The sequence below is a fragment of the Neoaquamicrobium microcysteis genome (assembly GCF_008180155.1).
Lineage (GTDB): Bacteria > Pseudomonadota > Alphaproteobacteria > Rhizobiales > Rhizobiaceae > Aerobium > Aerobium microcysteis.
In genome coordinates this window covers 104,821-125,622 of sequence record NZ_VSZS01000061.1, presented here as the reverse complement: position 1 = coordinate 125,622, position 20,802 = coordinate 104,821, and the positions used below count along the sequence as shown (strand labels likewise).

Below are 20,802 nucleotides of genomic sequence, written 5' to 3'. Positions count from 1 at the left end.
GGCAATTAGCCCTCGTAGTGGTCGCGGACCAGTCGATCGAGGAGCCTCACGCCGTAGCCGGACGCCCAGGACTGGTTGATCTCATTCGACGGTGACCCCATTGCGGTGCCGGCGATGTCGAGATGCGCCCACGGCGTATCCTTGACGAAGCGCTGAAGGAACTGGGCCGCCGTGATCGAGCCCGCATTGCGCCCGCCGGTATTCTTCATGTCGGCGTTCTTGGAATCGATGATCTTGTCGTATTCCGGCCCGAGCGGCATGCGCCACAGCCGCTCGCCACTATCCGTGCCAGCCTGGACCAGCCGGTTGGCGAGTTCGTCGTTGTTCGAGAAAAGGCCCGCATACTCGCTACCCAGCGCAACGATGATCGCACCTGTCAGCGTCGCGAGGTTGACAATGAAGCCGGGCTTGAAGCGCTCGTTGCAGTACCAGAGCGCATCGGCGAGTACGAGGCGGCCTTCGGCATCCGTGTTCAGCACCTCGATCGTCTGGCCGGACATCGAGGTGACGATGTCGCCCGGCCGCTGCGCGTTGCCGTCGAGCATGTTCTCGACGAGCCCGATGATGCCGACGACATTGGCCTTGGCCTTGCGGGCGGCAAGAGCGTGCATCAGGCCGGTGACTGCGGCAGCACCACCCATGTCGCCCTTCATGTCCTCCATCCCGCCGGCGGGCTTGATGGAGATACCACCCGAATCGAAGACCACGCCCTTGCCGACGAAGGCAATGGGCTTGTCCTTGGGCTTGCCCCCGTTCCACTGCATGATCGCAAGGCGCGGCGGCCGAACCGAACCCTGCGCCACGCCCAGAAGCGCGCCCATGCCGAGCTTCTTCATCTCCTTCTCGGTCAGGATTTCAACCTTTACGTCGAGCTTTTCCAGTTCCTTCGCCTTTTCGGCGAACTCGAGCGTGCCGAGGATGTTCGCCGGCTCGTTGACGAGGTCGCGCGCGAGGACCACACCGTCGGCGACCGCTTCGGCGGTCGCGAACGCTTTCTTTGCCGCAGCCGGGTTGGCGCAGAGGATTGTCACCTTGGCGGGCTTCGCGGCAGTCGCCTTGGTGTTGTCCTTCTTCGTCTTGTAGCGGTCGAAGGCGTAAGCTCCCAGCAACGCCCCGAAAGCCAGCGCAGCGACATCGTCGGCGGTCACGTCCGCGCCTTCGATCTCGGCCACGATGGAAATCTCGCCGGTCTTTTTGGCGGCAGCGAATGCCGCGCCGCCCAGACGCATCCACGCCCGTTCGTCCAAAGCGTCGGGCTTGCCCGTCCCCACGGCAACCAGTCGGTCGTATTCCGTGCCGCCCGGCGCAAGCACTTCGACGCTTGATGCGAGCTTGCCGGTGAACTCGGCTATGGAGAACGCCTTCTTCAGGATGCCCTGCGAATCGCAGGCTACGGCTGCCTGCGACAGCCCCCCTCCTTCCGCCGTGAGCACGACGACGCTTCCCTTCTTCGGCGTTGCGATACGGGCGAATGCGATTGCGGGTCGAATGGACATAAGCTTCCTGTTCGTCTTTCAGATTCCAGGGGAAGGTCGATGCCTTTTCAGGCGGCGAGATCGTGCCCTATTGGACACCTTTCACAAGTCCGGCTCAAGCTTGGCTTCACATCATGCGTGATCGATAATCGTTAACCTTGTTTGTTGGTACTTTGTTCGCCTAAATTCCGCAAACTCATGTCCGGGGAGCGCCCTGGGACGACAAGGGTGACGGAGAGCAGAGACTTTTTAGCGCACCTCGCCGACCGGGCGAGCCGAAAAGCGTCTCTATCCCGCCGCACCCTCGCCTAAATGCAACCGGAACGTCGCGACGCATGAAAGTCGTAGAACTCTACATATTGCGGCGCACGCTGGGCATCTTCACGGCAACCCTCTTCTGGGTGCTGGCGATCGTCTGGACCACGCAGATACTCACCCGCATCAACGTCGTGACCGGGAACGGCCAGTCGGCGGCGACCTTCTTCGAGATCGCGTGGCTCGTGTTGCCCGCCGTCATCCCGGTCGTGATTCCCTTCGCAGTCGGCATTGCGGTGGCACAGACCCTGACGACGATGAACACCGATTCCGAGCTGATCGTCATCAGCGCGGCCGGCAGTCCCCGCATGACGGTGATGAGACCGATCCTGCTTCTGGCTGTCGGTGCCTGCATCATCTCGTTTACCGTCAACAACTTCATAGAGCCCTACTCGCGCGAGCGGTTGCGGGTACTGGTCTCCGAAGCGCGCGCCGAACTGATCACAACGGTCATCCAGGAAGGGACGTTCCAGGAGATCGAGGACGGTCTGCACATGCAGATCGGCGAGCGCCTGCCGGATGGCCGTTTCGGCGGCATCTTCGTCTCCGACAGGCGCGAGGAAGGCACCGAGTTGCTCTACTACGCCAAGAGCGGAGCGACGCTCGAACTGAACGGCGAACACCTGCTGGTGATGCAGGACGGCGTCGTGCACCGCAAGACCGGTGACGGCGTTTCCGTGGTGCAGTACACTTCATATGCGCTCGACCTTTCCCAGTTCGCCGCAAGCGGTGCCGGGCCGACGCTGCTGCCGAAGGACCGCACGCTCGGCTACCTGATGAACCCCGACCGCGACGACCCGATCTTCAAGAAGTCGCCGCAGGGCTTTCGAGCCGAACTGCACAAGCGCTTTACCGAATGGCTCTATCCGCTTGTGTTCGCGCTGATCGCGCTGGCGGTCGCAGGCGATTCGCGCTCATTCCGTGAGGCGCGCATCCACCCGCTTCTCACGACCATGACCATCGCGCTGGTGTTCCGCTGGGCGGGGTTCTTCGCCGCGGACAAGGTGTGGAACGTGCCGGCCTTCACGCCGATGGTCTACGGCGTGCCCATCGTCGCATGTGCGGTGGCGATCTTCTTCATCGCGACCAACCGTGTGATGGAACTGCCGATGAGCATCGTGGAGCGCGCCACGACGCTGTGGAACAGGCTGCAGCAGCGCATCGTGGCGCTGAAGATCAGGCTTTCGGGCTTCAGGCGTACCGCGCCGGGAGGCTCGGCATGATCGGCCTCACGCTCGGGCGCTACATCTTCATGCGCTACGTGGCCATCACGTTCTGGTTCATCGCAGGCATCGCTGCGATCGTGTTCATCATCAACTTCACCGAGCTCTCCGGGCGCATGGGAGGCCTACCCAACTATTCGGTTGGCCTTACGCTCGCGATCGCCACCTTGCAGACGCCGATGATCATGCAGCAGGCGATACCGTTCATCGCGCTCATATCCGGCATGACGACGCTGATCTCGTTGAACCGAAAATACGAGTTGGTCGTCGCGCGTTCTGCCGGGATCTCCGCTTGGCAGTTCCTGATGCCGATCTGCCTCGGCGCATTCGTGTACGGCCTTGCAGCCCTTTTCATCCTCAATCCCATCGCAGCCAACGGTTTCGAGCGCAGCCAGCTGCTCGAGGTCGAAGTGCGCGCCGACAGTCCCAACTCCATCGGCCAGCCGGAATCACCCTGGATCAAGCAGCGAACCAGCGAAGGTGAAACCATCATCGGCGCGCGGCGCATTCTCAACCGGGGCCTGGAACTGGTGGACGCGACTTTCCTGCGTATCGACGAGGGCGAACTGTTCGAGCGGATCGACGCGCGCCGCGCCTATCTGCGGGACGGCTACTGGGAGCTGACGCGCGCGGTTCGCATCCAGACCGGCGAGATGCCCGAGCCACCCACGACGATGCGAATCGCGACCGACCTGACGCCGGAATTCGTGCTGGAAAGGCTTGCGCGGCCCGAGACCATACCGGTTTACGAACTACCGCGAAAAATAGCCGCAGCACGCTCGTTCGGCCTCGGTGCAAACGCGTTTTCGATGCATTTCCACTCGCTGGTGGCCATTCCGGCGCTGCTGGTGGCAATGACGCTGATCGCTGCCACCGTCTCGATGCGATTTGCCCGCATGGGGCAGTCGGCTACGATTATTCTGGGTGGCGTCGTCGCCGGCTTTCTGCTTTATGTCGTGTCGGTTCTGGTCAAGGCGTTCGGTACTGCCGGATTCGTGCCGCCCATTGCGGCTGCGTGGTTCCCGGTGTTGATCGCGAGTTTTTTCGGGGTGACTTTTCTCTTGTACAAGGAGGACGGTTAGTTGAGGGGCGTGCTCGCGAGAAAACGCAGGTCCGCACGGACTCTGCGCTTCGCCTGCGCGACCGCGCTCGCCTGCGTCATGGCGGGCGGCGTGATGCCTCAGGTGGCTTTCGCACAGTCGATCGGGCTTGAGAGCCGCTCGCCCTCGCGCGACGCGGATATGCTGCTCGAAGCGGACACCATCGTCTACGACAACGACCGTAACACAATCACCGCCGTTGGCGGCGTGCAGATCGATTATGATGGGAGCCGCCTCGTCGCGCAGCGCGTCACCTATGACCGCGGCACCTCGCGCCTGATCGCCAGCGGCAATGTCGAAATCGTGGACAGCCAGGGCACCCGCATCTTCTCCGACGAGATCGATATTACCGACGATTTCCGCGACGGCTTCGTGCGCACGCTACGGGTCGAGACGGCCGACAAGACGTATTTCGCTGCCGAAAGCGCGGATCGCGCCGACGGCACGGTCACGACCTTCAACTACGGCGTCTATACGGCGTGCGAGCCGTGTGAGGAAAAGCCGGACAAGCCGCCGATCTGGCGCGTGAAAGCGCAGAAGATCATCTGGAACGGACAGACCAAGACAGTGCGCTTCGAGCGCGCCCGTTTCGAGATGTTCGGCCTTCCCCTCGCCTTCCTGCCGGCTTTCGAGATCGCCGATCCGACGGTCAAGCGCCGCTCCGGCTTTCTGGTACCCAGCTACCGGTCGGGTGACGATATCGGCCACGGCGTTCGCGTCCCCTATTATCTGGCGCTGTCACCGACATACGATCTCACGCTGAAGCCGACCGTCTATTCCAAGCAGGGCTTTCTGGGCGAGGCCGAATGGCGGCAGCGCTTCAACAACGGTGAATACTCGATCACCATCGCGGGCATCCGGCAGCGCAGCCCCGAAGAGTTTTATCGTAACGCACTGCCTGGGCGGCCGCCGGAAGTTTTCTCCGACAACGAGAAGTTCCGTGGCATGATCGGCTCAAAGGGCCGATTCCAGATTAATCCGCGCTGGACTTTCGGCTGGGACGTTCTGGCCCAAACCGACAAGAACTTCTCTTACCGCTACGGGATTGAGGGTTACAATCAGGTAAGGCGCACTAATGAAGTCTATCTGACCGGCTTAAATGATCGGAACTACTTTGACCTGCGCGCCTACAAGTTCAATGCACAAGAAACTTTCAATCGAGATTTTCAGATTACTGGGAGTGAGGTAACGGTAAGGACACGAGACGCCAAGCAACCCTGGGTGCTGCCGTCGTTCGACTACTCCTACACGCCCGACGAGCCTATCGCGGGTGGTGAACTGACTGTGAACGTCAACCTCCAAAGTGTTTACCGCAGCGAGCTTGATGAGGGGTGCACCGGCACCAGGGGCGGACGTATAGTAAGCATGGATTGCGCTGATCCCGAGGTTACCCGATCCCGCTTGCGAGGTATCGACGGCAGTTCGACGCGGTTGACCGCCGAAGCAGAGTGGAAGCGGTCATACGTGGCGCCCGGTGGGCTTATGTTGACATCGCTCCTGCATGGACGCGGCGACGGCATCGCCGTCAACTATCGCGGCAACTCGGAAGCTGCAATCCAACAGCATGCCGATCAATACGGCTTCGCCACCGACATCCGCTCGTCCTACTACCGTGCGATGGCGACGGCCGGCCTAGAAGCTCGCTGGCCCGTACTGTTCTCGACGTCCAGCTCGACCCACGTGCTGGAGCCGATGGGCCAGCTTTTCGCGCGGCCGGATGCGCCTTATGGCGAGACGCTCGGCATTCCGAACGAGGATGCGCAGGCGCTGGTCTTTGACGCAACCAATCTGTTCGAACGCGACAAGTTCGGCGGATATGACCGCATCGAGGGCGGTGTACGCGCCAATCTCGGCGTGCGCTACTCGGGCGCGTTCGGCGGCGGCTGGTCGGCCAACGCCATTGCCGGCCAGTCCTTTCATCTTGCGGGCGTAAACCCCTACGCCTCCCCGGACCTTGTGAATGTGGGAGCAGCCTCCGGCTTGGAGACCGACACGTCGGACTATGTCGCAGCGGTCAACCTCAACACGCCCATCGGAGTGACGGTTGGTGCCGGCGCCCGCTTCGACCAGGAAAACTTCGAGGTGCGGCGCACGGATCTGACTGCCAGCTATGGTGGCGATGTCGCCCGCGTTTCGGCCGTCTACACGTTTGTGGAAAAGCAGCCGGACTACGGTTTCGAAGAGGATCGCCACGAAGTTCGCGGTGGGGCTTCGGTCAAGGTGCACGAATACTGGCGCGTGTTCGGCAGCGGTACCTACGATCTGGAAAACAACCTGATGACCAGAAAGTCGATCGGGTTCGGCTACGACGATGAATGCTTCTCGTTCACGTTCTTCGGGACCGAAACCGCGTCCAGAAACAACAATACGCAGGAAGTCGACAAGGAGAAGTCGTTCGGCTTCCGGATTTCGCTGCGTACGATCGGCGATTTCGGCACCACCACGTCGTCGTTCAATTGACGGGAAAGCGCAGCCTTCGGCCGCTGCGCCACGGTTTCGCCCCATAGAACGGCCACGGGAAGGTCGTCGCATGCAGCGTCAGGAATTCTAGGGAGATAAAGGATGGGAAAGGCAGCAACTGCCATAAGGCGATATGCAGTCGCCCTCATGCTTGTCGGCATCTCCGCGCCCGCGGCTTTGGCGCCGATGCCCGCACAGGCGAGTGAGATCAGGTACGTCGTCAACAACCAGGCTGTGACCAGCTACGACATCGAGCGCCGAGCGGCGTTCCTGCGCTTGCAGAACAGGCGCGGAAACGTGCAGCAGGCCGCCGCGGACGACATGATCGACCAGGCCCTGCGCAGCGGCGAGATGCGGCGCATGAACATCAACATCACCGACGACCAGGTGGCGGGCGCATACGAGCGCTTCGCGCGCTCCAACAACATGTCGGCTGCGCAGATGGACCAGGTGCTGAACCAGTCGGGCGTCACCAAGGCTCATTTTCGCGAGTTCATCCGCGCCCAGATGGGCTGGTCGCAGGTTCTCTCGCAGCGCCAGCGCGCCGGGGCAGTCAGCGAGCAGGACGCCGTGCAGCGGATGCTTCAGCAGGGCGGCAGCAAGCCGACAGCTACCGAATACATGCTGCAGCAGGTGATTTTCGTGGTGCCGCCTGCAGAGCGCGGCAGCAGGCTCGGCGCGCGCAAGCGCGAGGCAGAAGCCATGCGTCAGCGCTTTCGCGGGTGCGATTCCACGCGGGAATTCGCCAAGGGGCTGATCGACGTGACCGTGCGCGATCTGGGCCGCGTGCTCGCGCCGGAGCTTCCGGCCGACTGGGCGGAGCAGGTCAAGTCCACGAATGCCGGTGCGGCTACGGTGGTGCGCGAGACCGATCGCGGTGCCGAGTTCATCGGTGTGTGCAGCGCTCGCGAGGTATCGGACGACCGTGTCGCGCAGATGGTGTTCCAGACGGAGCAACTGGGCTCGGGCGGGAGCAGCGGTGACGAGGATGCCGAAAGCGCCTCGAAGAAGCTGATGGACGAACTTCGCGCCAAGGCACAGATCATCAGGCGCTGACGGCAGCCCGTCAGCCAATCATCCGGGACCGGGGGCGTGGGTTCACTAGCTCTGACATCGGGCGATCCTTCCGGCATCGGCCCGGATATCGCCCTGCAGGCGTGGCTGCGTCGCGATGCGGCCGCGGTTCCCGCGTTTCATCTCCTGTCTGATCCGGAGCTCATTCGCGCACGCGCCCACAGGCTCGGGCTGTCGGTCGAGATTGCCACGGTGGTGCCCGGCGAGGCGGACCAGGCATTCGCGACCGCCCTGCCCATATTGCCGCTCGACGCTTCCTTCGCCGACACGCCTGGCGCCCCCTCCAGCAGCAACGCGGCCGGCATCGTCGAGGCCATCGAGCGGGCCGTGCACGACACCGCGGCTGGCCGCTCGGATGCGGTGGTCACCTGCCCCATCGCCAAGAAGCCGCTCTACGATGCAGGCTTCGCATATCCCGGACACACGGAGTTCCTGGGGCATCTGGCCGAGACGATCACCGGCAAGCCGACAAGGCCGGTGATGATGCTGGCCGGTCCGGAATTGCGCGCAGTGCCGGTGACTATCCATATTCCGCTCAGCGAGGTCCCGCGCATGCTGACGACCGCTCTCATCGTGGAGACGGCGGCAATCACCGCTTGCGACCTGCGCGACCGGTTCGGCATCAAGCGACCGCGGCTTGCGATCTCCGGGCTGAACCCGCATGCGGGCGAAGGCGGAGCGATGGGGCGTGAGGATGACGAGCTCGTTCGACCCGCGGTTGAGGAGCTGGTGCGGCGCGGGATCGACGCACGCGGCCCCCTGCCCGCCGATACGATGTTTCACGCAAGGGCCCGCGAAACCTACGACGCGGCGGTGTGCATGTATCACGACCAGGCGCTCATTCCCGCCAAGGCGCTGGCTTTCGACGAGACCGTCAACGTCACGCTCGGCCTGCCCTTCATCCGAACATCGCCCGATCACGGCACGGCGTTCGACATCGCCGGCAAGGGCATTGCACGTCCAGACAGCCTCATCGCAGCGTTGAAGCTGGCCCGCCGCATGGCGGACGCCCGGGCAGCCGGGCGATGAGTCTCGACGGGCTGCCGCCGCTGCGCGAGGTGATCGAGCGCCACGAGCTTCGCGCCAGGAAGGCGCTGGGGCAGAACTTCCTGCTCGACCTCAACCTGACCGGAAAGATCGCCCGCACGGCGGGAGACCTGTCGCAGACGACCGTCATCGAGGTGGGGCCCGGCCCCGGCGGCCTGACGCGCGCGTTGCTGGCACATGGGGCGCAGCGCGTGGTCGCCATAGAACGCGACGAGCGCTGCCTGCCAGCGCTGGCGGAAATCTCGGTCCACTATCCCGGCCGGCTGGAAGTGATTTACGGCGACGCGCTCAAGACGGACTTCGCGGCATTCGCAGCCGGCGCGACGGACACGAAGATCGTCGCGAACCTGCCCTACAACATCGGCACTGAACTGCTGATACGCTGGCTTACGGCGGAGACGTGGCCTCCGTTCTACAGTTCGATGACGTTGATGTTCCAGAAGGAGGTCGCCCAACGCATCGTCGCCGGGCCGGACGACGACGCCTATGGCCGGCTCGGCGTCCTGGCAGGCTGGCGCACGCGTGCCGGCATCGCCTTCGACCTGCCCCCGCAGGCTTTCACCCCGCCGCCGAAGGTTACGTCTTCCGTCGTGCACATCGTTCCGCGAGCCGAACCGATGCCCGCCGACGGAAAGAAGCTTGCGCGGGTGACGGAGGCGGCGTTTGGACAGCGCCGCAAGATGCTGCGCCAGAGCCTCAAGAGCATCGGCGGGGAAACGTTGCTGCAAAAGACGGGCATCGACGGAACCCGGCGTGCCGAAACGCTCTCGGTCGCCGAGTTCGTCGCGCTTGCCAACGCGTTGTAGATTTCAGTCCAGCTTTTCGTCGAGCAGGCCGGTCACGAAGTCGAACAGTCCGGGGCGGCGGTCGCGTCGCAGGCGTTCTGCAGTGACGATCGCCTTGACCTCCGAAAATGCGGTGTCCAGATCCTCGTTGATGACGATGTAGTCGTAGTCCCGCCAGTGTTCGATCTCGTCGCGGGCGTTTTGCAGCCGGGCGGCGATGACGGAATCCTGATCCTCCGCGCGGCGGCGCAGCCTGTCCTTCAGTTCACCCATCGAAGGCGGCAGGATGAAGATGGAGACGATGTCGGCCCGCATCTTCTCGCGCAATTGCTCCGCTCCCTGCCAGTCTATGTCGAACAGCATGTCGCGGCCTTCAGCCAGCGCCTTTTCGGCAGGTGCGCGAGGCGTTGCGTAGAAATTGCCGTGAACCTCCGCCCATTCCAGTAGTTCGTCGTTGTCGCGCATGATCTCGAACTGGCGCGCCGAGCGAAAATGATAGTGCCGCCCGTCGATCTCGCTGCCGCGACGAGCGCGCGTCGTCACGCTGATCGACAGCTCAAAGGCAGGATCGTCCTCAAGCAAGTTGCGCGCGATCGTCGATTTGCCCGCGCCCGAAGGCGACGACAAAACCAGCATGAGGCCACGGCGGCGGATGGAAGCGGTAAGAGGCGTGTCCGCCATGGCTCACTCCAGATTTTGGACCTGCTCGCGAAACTGGTCGACGACCGATTTCAACTCGAGCCCGATAGCGGTGACCGAAGCAGCGTTGGACTTCGAGCAGAGCGTATTCGATTCGCGATTGAATTCCTGCGACAGGAAATCGAGCTTGCGGCCAACCGGGCCGCCGGCCTCCAGCAGCGCACGGCCCGACGCGACGTGCGTGTGCAGCCTGTCGATCTCTTCGCGAATGTCGGCCTTGGTCGCCAGAAACGCTGCTTCCATGTGTAGGCGCGCCTCGTCCAGCGGGGCACCGGTTTCCAGCAGGAGGCCCACTTGCTCGGCCAGTCGCGCGCGGATCGCAGCCGCGTCTCGCGACGGGTCGGCCTCTGCGCGATCGGTCAGCGCGCCGATGGCCCCCAGATGGCCCTGCAACAGTGCGCCCAGCGCGACGCCCTCATCGCGGCGGGCTTCTTCCAGATTGGCCAGCGCGGCATCCAGCGCCCGCAGGATGGTTGCGTCGAGCGCTGTGCGTGCGTCCTCGTCCTCGACGGCGTCCGGTGCATCCAGCACGCCGCGCAGCGCGAGCAGGCCGTCGGCAGTGGCGGGTGCTGCGCCGAACTGCTCTTCCAGCCGTTTGGCAAGTTCCGCAAGATCGCGCAGGAACTCCTCGTTGACGACAGGCTGTGCCTGAGCGCCCACCCGTGAGATGGAGAGTCCGGCCTGTATGTTGCCACGGGAAAACCGCTTCTGGATCGCCTGCCTGGCCGACTGTTCGAGCCGCTCGAAGCCGGGCGGAAGACGCAGGCGCACTTCCAGCGCCTTGCCGTTTACCGACTTCAGCTCCCACGCTATCGCCGCGCCCTTGTGGTCGGCTGTCGCGCGGCCGAAACCCGTCATACTTTGCAAACCCATGGCGTCCCCCGCCCCCGATGCCGCCGTCACTCGTCCGAGGTTTCCGCCTCCCCGGCTTCTTCACCGGCGGCCGCCGCAGCTTCGGCCCGCTGCCGTTCGATCTGCCGCCAGCGTGCGACATTCCGGTTATGCTCTTCCAGCGTCCGTGCAAAGGCGTGCCCGCCGGTGCCGTCCGCCACGAAATAGAGGTCTTCCGTCTTGGACGGATTGGCTACCGCCTCCAGCGAGGCACGGCCGGGAATGGCGATCGGGCCGGGCGGCAGGCCGTTGATCGTGTAGGTGTTGTAGTCCGTCGGCGTGTCTATGTCCGAGCGATAGATCGGCCGGTCCGACGGCTTACCCTCGCCGCCGAAGATGCCGTAGATGATCGTGGGGTCCGACTGCAGCCGCATGCCGTTCTTGAGGCGGTTGATGAAGACGGATGCGACGCGCGAGCGCTCATCCGCCCGGCCGGTTTCCTTCTCCACGATGGACGCCAGCGTGACGAACTCGTTGATGTCGGCCACGGGCACATCCTGCGAGCGTCGCGCCCAGATGCTCTCTACCAGCGCCTTCTGGTCTGCGGACAGGCGGTCGATCACCTGCTGCCGCTGCATGCCGCGCGTGAAACGCACGGTGTCGGCGGCCAGCGACCCCTCCGGCGGAAGCTCGGACGGCATTTCGCCTTCAAGCTCTTCCATCGAGGCGATGCGCGCAAACGCCTGGTGAACGGTCAACCCCTCGGGAATGGTGAGCGAATAGAGGATCGAGCGGCCACTGACGAGCAGTTCCATGATGTCGTGCATCGACGCGTGCGCGGGCACCGCATATTCGCCGGCCCGCAGCCTGCCATCATTGCCATAGGCGCGAAGGCCCAGCCGGAAGATGCGTGCATCGCTGATCATGTTGAGGCGTTCGAGCTGCTCGGCGATCTCGGTCACGCCGGTATTCGGGCGTATCAGGATCGTGTCCGGCGTCGCCAGCGGGCCCTCGCCCTCGAAGGTGTATTTGCCGAACCAGACGGCCGCGAACGCGACGACGGCGACCAGCACGATGGTCGACATCAGGAAGTTCAGGAATACCACGACCTGGCTGCGAGACTTGCGAGAGCGGCGAGGTGGAGGCGTACCGGCCTGCGGACGCAGCGCCTCGCTGGCGCTCTTCGGCACGATAGGTTTTGCGCCGCCCGGCTGCTGGGCTGCCAAGGCGTTGTCGTCCGCGGAATTGCTCATGGGCCTCCCGGCTCTCCCTAATACTGCAGGCTGGGTCCGATTCTGCGAACCGAACCTAAGCCGGAATATGGCGAAATTGGCGACGCGAAAGCGGCGTGCGCCGGTCAGCCTTGATATCTGCGAAACACCAGCGACGCGTTGGTGCCGCCGAAGCCGAACGAGTTGGAAAGGGCCACGTCGATCTGCCGCTCACGGGGAGAGTTGGGAACCAGATCGATCGCGGTTTCGCGCTCGGGGTTATCCAGATTTATGGTCGGCGGGGCGATGTTGTCGCGTATGGCGAGGATCGAGAAGATCGCCTCAGCCGAGCCTGCGGCACCCAAGAGGTGACCGATGGAAGACTTGGTCGACGACATCGAAATCTTGGAGGCCGCATCGCCCACGAGGCGTTCGACCGCGCCGAGCTCGATCGTGTCGGCCATGGTCGAGGTGCCGTGCGCGTTGATGTAGTCGACGTCTGCGGGTGTCAGCCCCGCGCGCTTCAGGGCGGCAGTCATGCACCGGAATGCGCCGTCGCCGTCCTCCGACGGAGCCGTGATGTGGTAGGCGTCGCCCGTCAGGCCGTAGCCGACCACTTCGGCGTAAATCTTCGCTCCGCGCGCCTTGGCATGCTCGAGTTCCTCGAGCACCACGACGCCGGCGCCCTCGCCCATGACAAAGCCGTCACGGTCGCGATCGTAGGGCCGCGAGGCCTTCTGGGGGTCGTCGTTGCGGGCGGTGGACAGCGCCTTGCAGGCGGCGAAACCGGCCAGCGACAGGCGTGTGACCGGCGCTTCGGCGCCGCCGGCAACCATGACGTCGGCATCGCCGAACTGGATGAGCCGTGCCGCATCGCCGATCGCGTGTGCGCCGGTCGAGCATGCCGTGACGACCGCGTGGTTCGGCCCTTTCAGGCCGTGGCGAATCGACACCTGACCGGAAACGAGATTGATGATGTTGCCGGGAATGAAGAACGGGCTGATGCGCCGCGGACCCTTCTCCTGCAAAATCAGGGCGTTCTCCGCGATACCTTCGATGCCGCCGATGCCGGAGCCGATCATCACGCCGCTGGCGGCCTGATCTTCCGGCGTGGTGGGATGCCAGCCGGCATCCTCCAGAGCCATGTCTGCGGCGGCGACGCCATAGATGATGAAATCGCCGACCTTGCGCTGTTCCTTCGGCTCCATGAACCGGTCGGGGTCAAACGCATGGTCCCCGCCATCACGGGGGATGACGTGGGCGATCTTGCACGCAAGATCGTCCACCTCGAACGTATCGACGCGACGCGCCGCGCTCTTGCCGGAAAGGATTTGCTTCCAGCCGTACTCGGCGCCCACGCCGAAAGGCGAAAGCAGTCCGATGCCGGTTACAACGACGCGTCTCATCGCTTGCATTGCTATCTGCCGATAACGCCTGGCCTGTGAGGGCTCAGCGTCAGGCCGATGCCTTGTCGATGTACTTGACCGCGTCGCCGACCGTCAGAATGGTCTCGGCGGCATCGTCGGGGATCTCAACGCCGAATTCTTCTTCGAAAGCCATGACCAGTTCGACCGTGTCAAGGCTGTCTGCGCCGAGGTCGTCGATGAAGCTCGCGCCCTCGGTGACCTTGTCGGCATCGACGCCCAGATGCTCGACAACGATTTTCTTGACGCGTTCTGCGGTATCGCTCATTTGCAAACCCTCGACTTCAAAAGTTGGTGGGACTTCGTTAGCGGCACGATTGCCGGTAATCAAGCTGAAAGATAGGAGCAGGGGGTGGGTATAAACCCGGTTTTAACCGGTTTGTTCCGCCCTGTATGTACCAGTCCTGAAACTCCCAGGGACAGCGCTCATTCGCCGTGGAGCGGCGGCATTACACGAAAACTCCTGCCGCTCCAAGACGAAAACGCCTTTCCGCACGGGCATCCTCAGATCATCGCCATGCCGCCATTGACGTGCAGCGTCTGGCCGGTGACGTAGCCCGCCTCATTGGAGGCGAGATAGACGACGGACGCGGCGATGTCCTCGCCGGCACCCATCTTGCGCATCGGGATGGCGCCCATGATCGCCTCCTTCTGCTTGTCGTTGAGCTTGTCGGTCATGGCCGATTCGATGAAGCCCGGCGCGACGCAGTTGACCGTGATGTTGCGGGTCGCGATCTCCTGCGCGAGCGACTTGGAAAAGCCGATCAGCCCCGCCTTCGAGGCGCAATAGTTGGCTTGTCCGGGGTTGCCGGTGACGCCCACAACCGATGTTATGTTGACGATGCGGCCAAAGCGACGTCGCATCATAGGATGCGTAAGCTCCCGCGTCAGACGAAATACCGCCGTCAGGTTCACTTCCAGAACGGCGTCCCAATCATCGTCCGACATGCGAACGAAAAGCCCGTCACGGGTGATGCCGGCGTTATTGACGAGGATATCGACGCCTTCCAGCTCGGCCTCGGCCTTCTGGCCCAGCGCCTTCACCTCTTCACGGTCGGAAAGGTTGGCCGGAAAGAGCTTCACCCGCTCGCCCAGTTCGCCGCCCAGTGCTTCTAGCTTCTCGATGCGCGTACCGTGCAGCCCCACGGTAGCGCCCGCAGCATGAAGCGCACGCGCAACACTCTCGCCGATGCCGCCGGTAGCTCCTGTAACAAGCGCCTTGCGGCCGGTCAGATCAAACATCTCGTTTCCTTTCCTAGTGCCTCAGGCCAGCTCGGCCAGCGCCGCCTCGACATCGGCTGCGGTGCCGACATTGGCGGTGGCAATGTTCCTGTCGATGCGGCGCGCGAGCCCCGATAGCACTTTGCCTGCACCGATTTCGTAAAGCGTGGTGACACCGTTCGCGCCGAACCATTCCACCGTTTCGCGCCAGCGGACGCGACCGGTCACCTGTTCGACCAATCGTGCGGCGATCTCGTCCGGATCGCTGATGGGCTGAACGACAACGTTGGCGATGACGGGTACTACAGGCGCATTCTTCGCCACGCCGGCCAGCGCCTCGCACATGGCCTCGGCCGCCGGCTGCATCAGCGCCGAATGGAAGGGGGCGGAGACGGTCAGCATGAGTGCCCGCTTGGCGCCCTTCTCGGTGCAGATGCGGGCGGCATGCTCGACGGCGGGCTTTGCGCCGGAGATGACAAGCTGACCGCCGCCATTGTCATTGGCTATCTGGCAGACCGCGCCCTTGCCAGCTTCCGAGCAGGCGGCTTCGACATCGGCCTGCTCGAGCCCGATGATGGCGGCCATCGCGCCCTCGCCCACCGGCACGGCCGCCTGCATGGCGTTGCCGCGAATGCGCAGCAGCCTAGCCGTGTCGGCAATGGAAAACGTACCGGCGGCAGCAAGCGCGGAATATTCGCCGAGCGAATGGCCAGCCACGTAGGAGACCTTGTCGGCAAGCGAAAGACCGCGCGCCTCAAGCACCCGGATCGCGGCAAGCGAAACGGCCATGAGCGCCGGCTGGGCATTTGCCGTGAGGGTGAGCTCGTCTTCCGGGCCTTCCCACATCAGGTTCGACAGCTTTTGCGCCAGCGCGTCGTCGACTTCCTGGAAAACGGCGCGCGCTTCGGGAAAGGCGTCAGCGAGATCCTTGCCCATTCCAACGGCCTGGCTGCCCTGCCCCGGAAAGGTGAAGGCGATCGACATGGCGTTTCTCCCTGCTTCTCGTTGCGGCCAGCGTTTGGCCCAAGCGGACCGGCAGGTCAAGGGGCGCAGCCGATGCGGGCTGTGCGAGAACTTTTGCCGGCGAAGGCAACCTCTGGCCTGCATGACAGTTTTATGACAACAAGATGAAACTCACGCACAGCGCGGATTTCACGATTGGGCCGGATTCTAACACCCACGATCGCGGCACCGGATGCCGACATCACCACGACTTCGAGCGAGGCGCGTGCTTGGCTGCGCGGGCTGGGACTGTTTTTCGGCTATCTCGCAATCATCCTGCTTGCCGCAATTCTCATAACCTTCGGCGTGGAGGCGGTTTTGCGCGGCTCGCCCGGGCAAGCCTTTGCATTCCTCATCGACCCGAGCCGCCCGGCCCCCGCGACAGTGGCGCTTATCGCGCTCACTCTCATAGGCGTGGACGCGCTGACGCGCCGGCCGACACAATCCGTGCTGATCGTCGCGCCCGTGCTTCTGCTGCTCGCATGGATCGGCCACGAAAAGCGGTTCTACCTCGGCGACCCGCCCTACCCGACCGACTTCCTGTATGCACGCCAGATAGTGGAACTGATGCCTCTGATGGTCGTCGAGCGGCCGATGACCGGGCTGCTGATCGCGCTGGCGACCATCGCTGGCGCGGCATTGCTCTTCCTTCTATGGCGACGTTCGCGCTTCCTGCCGAAAACAGGACTCGTAGGGCGTGTCGCGCGGCTGGCCATCGCTATTCCTCCGCTCTTCTACTTCGCGACACACATGGACTACGCAAGCCACTCGCCGCTGCGTTCCAGCATGAAAATTTCCCCGAAGATGTGGGACCAGACGGCGAATTACCAACACAACGGCCTGATCCTCGCGTTCAGCCTCAACGTGCCGATGGCAAACGTGGCTGCGCCCGTAGGGTATTCCGCACAGTCGATGGAAGCCATTGCGATGGATGCGGGAGCAGCCTTCGTCCCTGCACGACGCCCCGACATCATCATGGTGATGAGCGAGTCCTTCTGGGATCCGAAGCGCCTTCCGGGCGTAGAGATCACGCCCGATCCGATTGCATTCACGCGCTCGATCCAGTCCGGCCACACCTTCTCGCCGGAGTTCGGCGGCATGACCGCCAATGCCGAGTTCGAGGCTCTGACCGGCTTTTCCAACGCGTTTCTGCCGTATGGCAGCATCCCCTATCAGCAATATGTGCGTGGCGAGATTCCTTCGCTGGCAAGCTTCCTCAAGGAGGAAGGCTACGCCACGCTTGCGATCCACCCGTTCCAGAGCTGGTTCTGGAACCGCGGCAACGTCTATGAGGCCTTCGGCTTCGACAGGTTCCTGTCGGAAGAGAATATGGAACCGCTGGAGAAGCGCGGTCGGCTCGCTTCCGACGCTGCCCTGACCGACCTTCTCATCAGCGAAGCAGATGCATCCGACGATCCGATCTTTGCGTTTGCCGTATCGCTGCAGAACCACGGTCCCTACGAGCCGGGACGCTATCCCGATGAGCGGATCGACGTGAAAAGCGATGGCGGGGAAGCCGCGCGCGCGGCGATCCACACATTCTCCGAAGGCATGATGGATTCCGATCTGGCGTTCAAGCGGCTGATCGAATGGGCGCAGAAGCGCAAGCGAGAGACGGTCATCGTCTTCTTCGGCGATCATCTGCCGCCGCTGGGCCAGACCTATGTCTCCACCGGGTTCATGGAACGCACGGTCAGCAACCGTTTCGGGCCGCCTGAGGAGCTGACGCGCGAACGCGAGACTCCCCTTTCAGTGTGGTCGAACCGCAAGGGTACGATAGAGGACATCGGCACGATCAGCCCCGCGTTCCTGCCGCTGCACGTGCTGCGCGCGGCCGACATGAAGCATCCGTTCTATACCGGTTTCCTCGATGCGGTACATGAGCGGTGGGCCGTCATCGACCGTCATCTGGCGGTCGGACAGGATGGCAGCACCCGCGAGGGGTGGGGTCGCGGGGCGCTTCTCGATCCGCTGCTGCGAGACTACCGGCTTATCCAGTACGACACCATGTTCGGCTCGCGACATGGCACCGAACGGCTGTTCCCGCCGGCGAACGCCCCGCTGGTGGCGGGGCGCAACAATCGCATCAATTGGTGACGTAGAGCTTTGCGATACGCGAGGCGATACGCTTGAACACGCCGTCCAGCTGGCTCACATCGTTCGTCGGATAATAGTGTTCCGGCGTTGTGGCGCACTTGCTGTAAAGCGTGCGGTTGGCCGCAGTGTCCGCCCCAAGAAGCACCGTGAAGATTTCTACATCCTGCGCCTTGAGCGAGTTGCAGGCTTCCAGTGTCCAGTTGTTCACCTGTGTCAGCGCATTGTTGCGGTTGGTGGTGCCGAACCGGGCCGGGCTGTCGCCATCCAGAATGCCGTATGCACCGTAGTCCGACTTCAGGTGCGTTTCGCTGCTGGCGCCGAACACGGTGTTCTCACCGTCGGTGAAGACCACCACGAACTTGGACGTGTTTTCCGACTTGAACGGCGCTCAATCGGTGTACGGCTCGCCGGGTGAAAGCACGCGGTAGGACCACGCCATGCCTTCCGAGACGTTGGTGCCCGAACCCTCCCAGTGGATCATCTTGCCGATCTCGGTCTTCAGCTTCGCGAAATCCGAGGTCAGCGGCATGATCGGCGTCGCGCACGCATAATTCGGCCCAGTGGTGCGGGGCTGGTGGTGGTTGGTCGGGTCGATATACCGGTTCGCCGCCGTCACGTTCTTGTAGCGGGCGGAATCCCTGAGCTTGTCCTTGTCGGTATTGTTGTTCGCGGTGAACGTGTCGGTGAGGTAGGAGTTGTTCCAGCGATCCGACTTGTTGGGCGACTGGCCTTTCGCACCCGGATTATCGGGAGCGAAATAGGGCACGAAGAGCGTGTCGGGTGTGGCCGCATTGGGCGCGGCATCCGACAGGTTGTAGGGCGCAGGACGCGCTTCCACGCAGCCCTTCCATTCCACCTGGTTGTTGGAGTTATCGCGCAGATAGCTGAATAGATCGAAATGGTTGACCGGCTTGCCGCCGACGGGCTTGAAGTAAGCGCCGTGATACTTGGCCTTGGGCTCGCGGTATTTCGAGGTCGACGCGTTCCAGCCACCGTCGATCCAGTCCCACTTGAAGCCCTCGCCCTTGACGTTGACCGCCGTGACGAACGGCACAAGCGCTGCTCTGACGACGCGCTTCGGCTCATTGTCCGGTGAATGGACTAGCGCAAGGATGTCTACCAGCGAGGTTGCCGCCTTGCGCAGTTCCGCCATGCGCGCGGAACCCATGGAGCCGGTGTTGTCCAGCGCCATGACGACTTCGAGGTTGTTGCGCGATTCGTAGGCGCTGGCGGTAACCCTGATCTGGCGCGCCTCGCCGAAGAGCAGGCCGAAGGTGAGTTCCACATCGGCGGTCGCGACGCCGCTGGTCTCGATATAGTTGATGCCCGTGTCGATATCGATATTGGCTATCACATTGGCCAGCATCGGCTCGCCTGCCAGATTAGCGGCGAGGAAATTGCGGAACATCTGCTCGCGATCGACCGTCTTGTCGTTGATGCGCGAGGCGGCCAGCACAGCCGCGTCCAGCGCATTCTGCAACCGCGAATGCGCCTTCGTCATGGACGAGAAATCGAGCGCCAGCCCCACGCCGCCAAGCAGCATGGGAAACATAAGCGCAAACATCATCGAAAAGTTGCCGCCTGTAGAACGCCAGAAACTGCGTGCAAACATGACCATAATCCCCGCGATGCAAGCACAACAGGTGCACATACACCGATGAAGATTGTATTGACCGGTTCTGCGCAATTCTCACGGACATGCCGTTTTCTAAGGCGGCGCTTGCCATCGCAGCGAAATGCCCCTATAGACCCGCGCAATCTGCCGGTCCCAGCTGGGGGCTGAACGGAGGGCCGCGTTCTTTTCTCGAAAGGGGCGCGCGTGAAGGCAAAAGCTCTTCCGCCTCCCGTGTCTCCGCTCTCGACCGTCTCGTCATGCTCCTTTCTTCGCCCGCCCAGCGGGACAGAGAAGTTGCAGAGGCTTAGCCGCCGGGACCGGACAGAGGAAACGAAGAAAGGCAAGACAATGGCTCTTTACGAACATGTGTTCCTTGCCCGTCAGGACCTATCCTCGCAGCAGGTCGAAGCCCTTGTGGAACAGTACAAGGGTGTGATCGAAGCGAATGGCGGTTCCGTCGGCAAGGTCGAGAACTGGGGACTGAAGTCCCTCACCTACCGCATCAACAAGAACCGCAAGGCGCACTACACGCTCATGGACCTGACGGCGCCCGCCGCAGCCATCCAGGAGATGGAGCGCCAGATGGGCCTGTCGGAAGACGTGCTGCGCTTCATGACCATTCGCGTCGAAGCCCACGAAGAAGGCCCGTCGGCGATGATGCAGAAGCGCGACGACCGCGAGCGCGAAGGCCGCTTCGGCGACCGTCCCCGCTTCGGCGACCGTGACCGTGGCGATCGCGGCGGCGACCGCGACCGTGGCCCGCGCCGCCCGCGCGAACAGGCTGAAGGAGCAGCAGAATAATGGTCGACATCAACCAGATCCCGACCCGCCGGCCGTTCCACCGCCGTCGCAAGACCTGCCCGTTCTCCGGCGCGAACGCCCCGAAGATCGACTACAAGGACGTGCGTCTGCTGCAGCGCTACATTTCCGAGCGTGGCAAGATCGTGCCGTCGCGCATCACCGCCGTCAGCCAGAAGAAGCAGCGCGAACTCGCCAAGGCGATCAAGCGCGCCCGCTTCCTCGGCCTGCTGCCCTACGTGGTGAAGTAAGCTTTCCGCCGGGGCGGCATCGTCGCCCCGGCATTCGCACCCGCGATCGGCGCGAGCGCGAGACATCGAAACCCGAGTTGGGCCGAACGGCCCTAACTGCCTCAGGCAGGACAGCGACCCCAAGGCACTCTAGCGCTGCCTCAGGCTTCCCGTCCTGCCATACAAAGGAGCAAG

Annotated in this window: 19 protein-coding genes; 9 read left to right on the top strand and 10 right to left on the bottom strand. The window is 63.2% G+C overall.

Annotated elements, in window-relative coordinates; translation table 11 throughout:
• Window positions 1-5 precede the first annotated feature (5 nt).
• Complete coding sequence (locus FY036_RS10000) at window positions 6-1,496, bottom strand: leucyl aminopeptidase (protein ID WP_148914582.1); 1,491 nt, start codon at window positions 1,494-1,496, stop codon at window positions 6-8.
• A gap of 314 nt (window positions 1,497-1,810) precedes the next feature.
• Between FY036_RS10000 and lptF the strand changes: the two genes are divergently transcribed.
• The 6 genes from lptF (at window position 1,811) to rsmA (ending at window position 9,500) form a co-directional block, all read left to right on the top strand.
• The gene (gene lptF / locus FY036_RS09995; RefSeq protein WP_148914581.1) at window positions 1,811-3,013 is read left to right on the top strand and encodes an LPS export ABC transporter permease LptF; all 1,203 of its coding nucleotides are present in this window, start codon (window positions 1,811-1,813) and stop codon (window positions 3,011-3,013) included.
• The gene (gene lptG, locus FY036_RS09990; protein WP_148914580.1) at window positions 3,010-4,095 is read left to right on the top strand and encodes an LPS export ABC transporter permease LptG; all 1,086 of its coding nucleotides are present in this window, start codon (window positions 3,010-3,012) and stop codon (window positions 4,093-4,095) included. Before lptF ends, lptG begins: the two co-directional genes overlap by 4 nt.
• Window positions 4,096-6,573 (top strand): LPS-assembly protein LptD, encoded by a 2,478-nt coding sequence (locus FY036_RS09985; RefSeq protein ID WP_407941154.1) that lies wholly within the window; start codon window positions 4,096-4,098, stop codon window positions 6,571-6,573. It begins immediately after the preceding gene.
• A 102-nt stretch (window positions 6,574-6,675) separates the two neighbouring features.
• Window positions 6,676-7,629 (top strand): SurA N-terminal domain-containing protein, encoded by a 954-nt coding sequence (locus tag FY036_RS09980; protein WP_201744736.1) that lies wholly within the window; start codon window positions 6,676-6,678, stop codon window positions 7,627-7,629.
• Between the two features lie 36 nt (window positions 7,630-7,665).
• Window positions 7,666-8,676, top strand: a complete 1,011-nt coding sequence (gene pdxA / locus FY036_RS09975; RefSeq protein ID WP_148914579.1) for a 4-hydroxythreonine-4-phosphate dehydrogenase PdxA — start codon at window positions 7,666-7,668, stop codon at window positions 8,674-8,676.
• Window positions 8,673-9,500, top strand: coding sequence for a 16S rRNA (adenine(1518)-N(6)/adenine(1519)-N(6))-dimethyltransferase RsmA (gene rsmA / locus FY036_RS09970; protein WP_148914578.1), 828 nt, complete (start codon window positions 8,673-8,675; stop codon window positions 9,498-9,500). Before pdxA ends, rsmA begins: the two co-directional genes overlap by 4 nt.
• A gap of 3 nt (window positions 9,501-9,503) precedes the next feature.
• Here rsmA and gmk read toward each other — a convergent pair whose 3' ends face one another.
• The 7 genes from gmk to fabD form a co-directional block, all read right to left on the bottom strand.
• Window positions 9,504-10,160, bottom strand: a complete 657-nt coding sequence (gmk, locus tag FY036_RS09965; RefSeq protein WP_148914577.1) for a guanylate kinase — start codon at window positions 10,158-10,160, stop codon at window positions 9,504-9,506.
• Between the two features lie 3 nt (window positions 10,161-10,163).
• Window positions 10,164-11,051, bottom strand: coding sequence for a YicC/YloC family endoribonuclease (locus tag FY036_RS09960; RefSeq protein ID WP_148914576.1), 888 nt, complete (start codon window positions 11,049-11,051; stop codon window positions 10,164-10,166).
• A 26-nt stretch (window positions 11,052-11,077) separates the two neighbouring features.
• Complete coding sequence (gene mltG / locus FY036_RS09955; RefSeq protein WP_148914575.1) at window positions 11,078-12,262, bottom strand: endolytic transglycosylase MltG; 1,185 nt, start codon at window positions 12,260-12,262, stop codon at window positions 11,078-11,080.
• Between the two features lie 104 nt (window positions 12,263-12,366).
• A complete protein-coding gene (gene fabF, locus FY036_RS09950) occupies window positions 12,367-13,626 on the bottom strand; it encodes a beta-ketoacyl-ACP synthase II (protein ID WP_148914574.1) in 1,260 nt (419 codons plus the stop codon).
• A gap of 49 nt (window positions 13,627-13,675) precedes the next feature.
• A complete protein-coding gene (locus FY036_RS09945) occupies window positions 13,676-13,912 on the bottom strand; it encodes an acyl carrier protein (RefSeq protein ID WP_047143752.1) in 237 nt (78 codons plus the stop codon).
• 236 nt (window positions 13,913-14,148) lie between these two features.
• The gene (fabG, locus tag FY036_RS09940; RefSeq protein ID WP_148914573.1) at window positions 14,149-14,886 is read right to left on the bottom strand and encodes a 3-oxoacyl-[acyl-carrier-protein] reductase; all 738 of its coding nucleotides are present in this window, start codon (window positions 14,884-14,886) and stop codon (window positions 14,149-14,151) included.
• 21 nt (window positions 14,887-14,907) lie between these two features.
• Window positions 14,908-15,849 carry an ACP S-malonyltransferase gene (gene fabD / locus FY036_RS09935; RefSeq protein WP_148914572.1) on the bottom strand — a complete coding sequence of 314 codons (942 nt, stop codon included), beginning with the start codon at window positions 15,847-15,849 and terminating at the stop codon, window positions 14,908-14,910.
• 174 nt (window positions 15,850-16,023) lie between these two features.
• Between fabD and FY036_RS09930 the strand changes: the two genes are divergently transcribed.
• Entirely contained in the window at window positions 16,024-17,964 is a 1,941-nt protein-coding gene (locus FY036_RS09930; protein WP_235897617.1) for an LTA synthase family protein, read from the top strand.
• Here the strand turns inward: FY036_RS09930 and FY036_RS24135 are convergent.
• Both FY036_RS24135 and FY036_RS09925 read right to left on the bottom strand, forming a co-directional pair.
• Entirely contained in the window at window positions 17,954-18,319 is a 366-nt protein-coding gene (locus FY036_RS24135; RefSeq protein WP_235897616.1) for a hypothetical protein, read from the bottom strand. The two genes, FY036_RS09930 and FY036_RS24135, sit on opposite strands and share 11 nt — an antisense overlap.
• Before the next feature lie 33 nt (window positions 18,320-18,352).
• The gene (locus tag FY036_RS09925) at window positions 18,353-19,531 is read right to left on the bottom strand and encodes a Tad domain-containing protein (RefSeq protein WP_235897615.1); all 1,179 of its coding nucleotides are present in this window, start codon (window positions 19,529-19,531) and stop codon (window positions 18,353-18,355) included.
• A 396-nt stretch (window positions 19,532-19,927) separates the two neighbouring features.
• Between FY036_RS09925 and rpsF the strand changes: the two genes are divergently transcribed.
• Window positions 19,928-20,380, top strand: a complete 453-nt coding sequence (gene rpsF / locus FY036_RS09920) for a 30S ribosomal protein S6 (protein ID WP_148914571.1) — start codon at window positions 19,928-19,930, stop codon at window positions 20,378-20,380.
• Complete coding sequence (gene rpsR, locus FY036_RS09915; protein WP_019170551.1) at window positions 20,380-20,628, top strand: 30S ribosomal protein S18; 249 nt, start codon at window positions 20,380-20,382, stop codon at window positions 20,626-20,628. Before rpsF ends, rpsR begins: the two co-directional genes overlap by 1 nt.
• Window positions 20,629-20,802 lie beyond the last annotated feature (174 nt).

Coding starts and splice junctions, on each gene's coding strand:
- FY036_RS10000 (WP_148914582.1), bottom strand. CDS start 1,496: ATGTCCATTCGACCCGCAATCGCATTCGCCCGTATCGCAACGCCGAAG.
- lptF (WP_148914581.1), top strand. CDS start 1,811: ATGAAAGTCGTAGAACTCTACATATTGCGGCGCACGCTGGGCATCTTC.
- lptG (WP_148914580.1), top strand. CDS start 3,010: ATGATCGGCCTCACGCTCGGGCGCTACATCTTCATGCGCTACGTGGCC.
- FY036_RS09980 (WP_201744736.1), top strand. CDS start 6,676: ATGGGAAAGGCAGCAACTGCCATAAGGCGATATGCAGTCGCCCTCATG.
- rsmA (WP_148914578.1), top strand. CDS start 8,673: ATGAGTCTCGACGGGCTGCCGCCGCTGCGCGAGGTGATCGAGCGCCAC.
- gmk (WP_148914577.1), bottom strand. CDS start 10,160: ATGGCGGACACGCCTCTTACCGCTTCCATCCGCCGCCGTGGCCTCATG.
- FY036_RS09960 (WP_148914576.1), bottom strand. CDS start 11,051: ATGGGTTTGCAAAGTATGACGGGTTTCGGCCGCGCGACAGCCGACCAC.
- mltG (WP_148914575.1), bottom strand. CDS start 12,262: ATGAGCAATTCCGCGGACGACAACGCCTTGGCAGCCCAGCAGCCGGGC.
- fabF (WP_148914574.1), bottom strand. CDS start 13,626: ATGAGACGCGTCGTTGTAACCGGCATCGGACTGCTTTCGCCTTTCGGC.
- FY036_RS09945 (WP_047143752.1), bottom strand. CDS start 13,912: ATGAGCGATACCGCAGAACGCGTCAAGAAAATCGTTGTCGAGCATCTG.
- fabG (WP_148914573.1), bottom strand. CDS start 14,886: ATGTTTGATCTGACCGGCCGCAAGGCGCTTGTTACAGGAGCTACCGGC.
- fabD (WP_148914572.1), bottom strand. CDS start 15,849: ATGTCGATCGCCTTCACCTTTCCGGGGCAGGGCAGCCAGGCCGTTGGA.
- FY036_RS09925 (WP_235897615.1), bottom strand. CDS start 19,531: ATGATGTTTGCGCTTATGTTTCCCATGCTGCTTGGCGGCGTGGGGCTG.
- rpsF (WP_148914571.1), top strand. CDS start 19,928: ATGGCTCTTTACGAACATGTGTTCCTTGCCCGTCAGGACCTATCCTCG.
- rpsR (WP_019170551.1), top strand. CDS start 20,380: ATGGTCGACATCAACCAGATCCCGACCCGCCGGCCGTTCCACCGCCGT.